This is a genomic window from Kitasatospora sp. NPDC059577 (assembly GCF_042735475.1).
Taxonomy (GTDB): Bacteria; Actinomycetota; Actinomycetes; order Streptomycetales; family Streptomycetaceae; genus Kitasatospora.
Window position 1 is genome coordinate 1 of sequence record NZ_JBHWBZ010000061.1, and the last position, 4,758, is coordinate 4,758.

The 4,758-nt window shown below is 73.0% G+C and carries 2 protein-coding genes and 1 riboswitch; of the genes, one reads left to right on the plus strand and one right to left on the minus strand.

Going from position 1 to position 4,758, the window contains the following annotated elements:
* Positions 1 to 91: 91 nt before the first annotated feature.
* Positions 92 to 1,267, minus strand: coding sequence for a PRC and DUF2382 domain-containing protein (locus tag ACFV0O_RS33475; protein WP_380347513.1), 1,176 nt, complete (start codon positions 1,265 to 1,267; stop codon positions 92 to 94).
* 151 nt (positions 1,268 to 1,418) lie between these two features.
* Positions 1,419 to 1,522: riboswitch (glycine riboswitch) on the plus strand.
* 238 nt (positions 1,523 to 1,760) lie between these two features.
* On the opposite strand from ACFV0O_RS33475, the gene gcvP reads away from it, so the two are divergent.
* Positions 1,761 to 4,661 (plus strand): aminomethyl-transferring glycine dehydrogenase, encoded by a 2,901-nt coding sequence (gene gcvP, locus ACFV0O_RS33480; RefSeq protein WP_380347514.1) that lies wholly within the window; start codon positions 1,761 to 1,763, stop codon positions 4,659 to 4,661.
* The last annotated feature ends 97 nt before the right edge of the window (positions 4,662 to 4,758 follow it).

Sequence of the window (4,758 nt, forward strand, 5' to 3'; positions counted from 1 at the left end):
GTTGTGGGCGAGGGGGGTCGGGGCTTGAGGGGCCGGGGCATGGGGGAGGGCCCCGACCAGGGGTGGTCGGGGCCCTTGTGTGTGGGTGGGGTCAGACGAGGGGGCGCAGGGCCGAGGGGCGGGAGTTCTCCGGTGCCGGGGTGGTCGTCGACGGAGGTGGCGTGGCGGCGGCAGGAGGCGTGGTGTTGTCGTGGACTTCGACGTGTTCGCGACGGAGTTCGTCCCGGATCACCTCCTCGGCGGTGTAGCGCTCGACGACGAGGCGGACGCGTTCGATGGGGGTGAGGTACTTGCGGACCACCGGGCGTTCCCCGCGGAGGGTGACCTCCTCGACGACCTCGGCGATCTCCTTCTCGGTGAGCGAGGCGCGCTCGGCCTCGCCGACCGGCATCCGCTCGACCCGGACGCGTTCGCGGACCACCGGGACGCGGCGCTCGATCTGCTCGCTCGTCACGTACTTGCGCAGCTTCGCGGTGCCCACCGTGTGCCATTCGGTGGTGATGTCCAGCCGCTCCTCGCGGCAGGTGATCTCCACCGGCTCGTTGCGGGAGGCGGCGCCCGCGCCGGACGCGGGGGCGGCGGACGTCGGGGCGGACGTCGGGGTGGGCATCGGGGCGGACTGCGGCTTGGGCTCGACGATGGGTGCGCGTGTCGCGGCCGCCGCGGGCGTGGCGGCGGGCGCGGGGGTGCTGAGGGTGCGCACGCTGTCCTCCGTGGCGGTGCTGGTGCCGTTGGCGGCCGGGGCGGGCTCGGGGGAGCGGAGGGCGTGCGGCTTGGTGACGGCCGCGGCGGTCGCGGCCGCCGGGACGGCCGTCGTGGTGCCGAAGTCGTGGTCGGACTGCGCGGTCCGGCCGCTGTCCTCGCCGGCCGGGTGGTCGTCCACCGGGGTATCGAGGCCGTAGTAGCGGTACAGCTGGAGCTCCTGGGCGGGGGACAGGTGCTGGCCCACGCCGAAGTCCGGGGACTCCTTGACCAGTGACTTGTCGTACGGCACCCGGAGCTCGTCGCCGGAGAACTCGCTCGTGGTGAGCGGGACGAAGGCGTCCCGGCCGAAGATGCCGGTCCGGACGGCGGCCCATTCGGGCTGGCCGGTGGCGTCGTCCAGGTACACCTCGTCGACCGTGCCGATCTTGTCTCCGTTGCGGTCGACCGCCTTGTGGCCGATGAGGTCCCTGGGGTCGATGTCGGTCTGCACGCTTTCCTCCAGTGCGCTGAGCCAGCGGAACTCCCGCAGGAAGGCGGCAGGAGCGCCCGTCCCGTCCGCCACTCCACACCAAATGCCATGAATCGGGCGGGCGCGACCGGGGTGCGCCGGACGGGCTGCGGGCTGGGCCGTCCGGGGGACGCGCGTAGACCCGGGGTGACGGGAAGCACCCGTGATCGGATGGCCTCCCGCTGGTACCCTGGGCGGCGACCGCAGAGCCCGCTCGGGAGAGTCTCCGACCGCGAAAACCGCTGGTCGGGGCGCCGAAGGAGCAACTCCTCCCCGGAATCTCTCAGGCATCCGTACCGTGTGGGGTAGGTCACTCTGGAAAGCAGGGCAGGAGCGTCGGCACGGAAGCCGGCGATCACCACCCTCACCGACGGTGCAAGCCGACGGCGTGCCGCAGCGCGCCGTGCGGGCGAAGCTCTCAGGTCCCGATGACAGAGGGGGAGGCCTGACGGGTCCGCCCGCCGTGGCTCATTCGCTGTTCCGCAGCGAGGAAGGCCGGTAGGCGCGCGTACCCCCGCCGGTCCGTGACCAGGAGGCCTCGACCACCATGAACGCCCAGCCGAACGCGGGACGCCCCACCGGCGCCTCGACCCTCACCGAGCTTGAGCTGGCCAGCCCCTTCGAGAACCGCCACATCGGCCCCGACGCCGCCGCCCAGGAGAAGATGCTGGCGTCCGTCGGCTACGGCTCGCTGGACGAGCTCGCCGCCACGGCCGTGCCCGAGGCGATCCGCTCCATCACCGGCCTGGACCTGCCCGCGGGCCGGACCGAGGCCCAGGTCCTCGCCGAGCTGCGCGAGCTGGCCGGCCGCAACCAGGTCCTCCAGCCGATGATCGGCCTGGGCTACTACGGCACCTTCACGCCGCCGGTGATCCTGCGCAACGTCATGGAGAACCCGGCCTGGTACACGGCCTACACCCCGTACCAGCCGGAGATCTCGCAGGGCCGTCTGGAGGCGCTGCTCAACTTCCAGACCCTGGTCTCCGACCTGACCGGCCTGCCGACCTCCGGGTCGTCGCTGCTGGACGAGGGCACGGCGGCCGCGGAGGCGATGGCCCTGGCCCGCCGCGTCACCAAGGTCAAGGGCGGTGTCTTCCTGGTCGACGCCGAGACCCTGCCGCAGACCACCGCGGTGATCCAGACCCGTGCGGAGCCGACCGGTGTCGAGGTCGTCGTCGCCGACCTGTCCGACGGCATCCCGGCCGAGATCGCCGAGCGCGGCGTCTTCGGCGTGCTGCTGCAGTACCCGGGTGCCACCGGTGTCGTCCGCGACCTCACCCCGGTGATCGAGCAGGCGCACGGCCTGGGCGCGATCGTCGCCGTCGCCGCCGACCTGCTGGCGCTGACCCTGCTCAAGTCCCCGGGCTCGCTGGGCGCCGACATCGCCTGCGGCACCTCGCAGCGCTTCGGCGTGCCGATGGGCTTCGGCGGCCCGCACGCCGGCTACCTGTCGGTGCGCGCCGAGTACGCCCGCTCGCTGCCCGGCCGCCTGGTCGGCGTCTCCGTCGACTCCGACGGCAACCGGGCCTACCGCCTGGCGCTGCAGACCCGCGAGCAGCACATCCGCCGTGAGAAGGCCACCAGCAACATCTGCACCGCCCAGGTGCTGCTCGCCGTGATGGCCTCGATGTACGCCGTCTACCACGGCCCGGACGGCCTGGCCGACATCGCCCGCCGCACCCACCGCTACGCCGCGGCCCTCGCCGAGGGCCTGCGGGCCGGCGGCGTCGAGCTGCTGCACGGCGAGTTCTTCGACACCGTCACCGCGGTCGTCCCGGGCCGCGCCGCCGAGATCGCCGCCGCCGCCCGCGCCAACGGCATCAACGTCCACCAGGACGGCGAGGACCGGATCTCCGTCTCCACCGACGAGACCACCACCCGCGAGCACCTGGCCGGCGTCTGGGCCGCGTTCGGCGTCGACGCGGTCGAGGTCGCCGAGGCCGCCGACGCGCTGCCGGGCGCGCTGCTGCGCGAGGACGAGTACCTGACCCACCCGGTCTTCCACAGCCACCGCTCGGAGACCGCCATGCTGCGCTACCTGCGCCGCCTGTCGGACCGGGACTACGCGCTGGACCGGGGCATGATCCCGCTGGGCTCCTGCACCATGAAGCTCAACGCGACCACCGAGATGGAGGCGGTGACCTGGCCGGAGTTCGGTCAGCTGCACCCCTTCGCGCCGATCGAGCAGGCCCAGGGCTACCTGACCCTGATCCGCCAGCTGGAGCAGCAGCTCGTCGAGGTGACCGGCTACGACGCCGTCTCGATCCAGCCGAACGCGGGTTCGCAGGGCGAGCTGGCCGGTCTGCTGGCCGTCCGCGCCTACCACCACGCCAACGGCGACACCCAGCGCGACATCTGCCTGATCCCGTCCTCCGCGCACGGCACCAACGCGGCCTCGGCCGTGATGGCCGGCATGCGCGTCGTCGTGGTGAAGACCCTGGTCGACGGCGACGTGGACGTCGAGGACCTGAAGGCCAAGATCGAGCAGCACCGCGACAACCTGTCGGTGCTGATGGTCACCTACCCGTCGACCCACGGCGTGTACGAGACCGAGATCACCGAGATCTGCGCCATGGTGCACGAGGCCGGCGGCCAGGTGTACGTGGATGGCGCCAACCTGAACGCCCTGGTCGGCCTGGCCAAGCCGGGCAAGTTCGGCGCGGACGTCTCGCACCTGAACCTGCACAAGACCTTCTGCATCCCGCACGGCGGCGGCGGCCCGGGCGTCGGCCCGGTCGCGGTGCGCGCCCACCTGGCGCCGTACCTGCCGAACCACCCGCTGCAGTCGGAGGCCGGCCCGGCCACCGGTGTCGGTCCGATCTCGGCCGCGCCGTGGGGCTCGGCGGCGATCCTGCCGATCTCCTGGGCGTACGTCCGGCTGATGGGCGGCGAGGGCCTCAAGCACGCGACCCAGGTCGCGGTGCTGAACGCCAACTACATCGCCAAGCGCCTGGCGCCGCACTTCCCGGTGCTCTACACCGGCCCGGGCGGGCTGGTCGCGCACGAGTGCATCATCGACCTGCGCCCGCTGACCAAGGAGACGGGCGTGACGGTGGACGACATCGCCAAGCGCCTGATCGACTACGGCTTCCACGCGCCGACGATGTCCTTCCCGGTGGCCGGCACGCTGATGATCGAGCCCACCGAGTCCGAGGACCTGCACGAGATCGACCGCTTCTGCGACGCGATGATCGAGATTCGGGCCGAGATCGACAAGGTCGGCTCGGGCGAGTGGGTGGCCGACGACAACCCGCTGCGCAACGCCCCGCACACCGCCGCCGAGCTGGCCGGCGACTGGGCGCACGGCTACTCGCGGCAGGAGGCGGTCTTCCCGGCGGGCGTGAACCCGGCGGACAAGTACTGGCCGCCGGTGAGCCGGATCGACGGCGCGTACGGCGACCGCAACCTGGTCTGCTCCTGCCCGCCGCTGGACGAGTACGGCGTCTGACGGACCCGGGGGGGGGGGGGGGCGGCCCGGGGGGGGGGGGGGCCGGCGCGCCCCCCCCCCCCGGCGCGAGCCCGGCGGCTGCGCGGGGGCGCGGCCC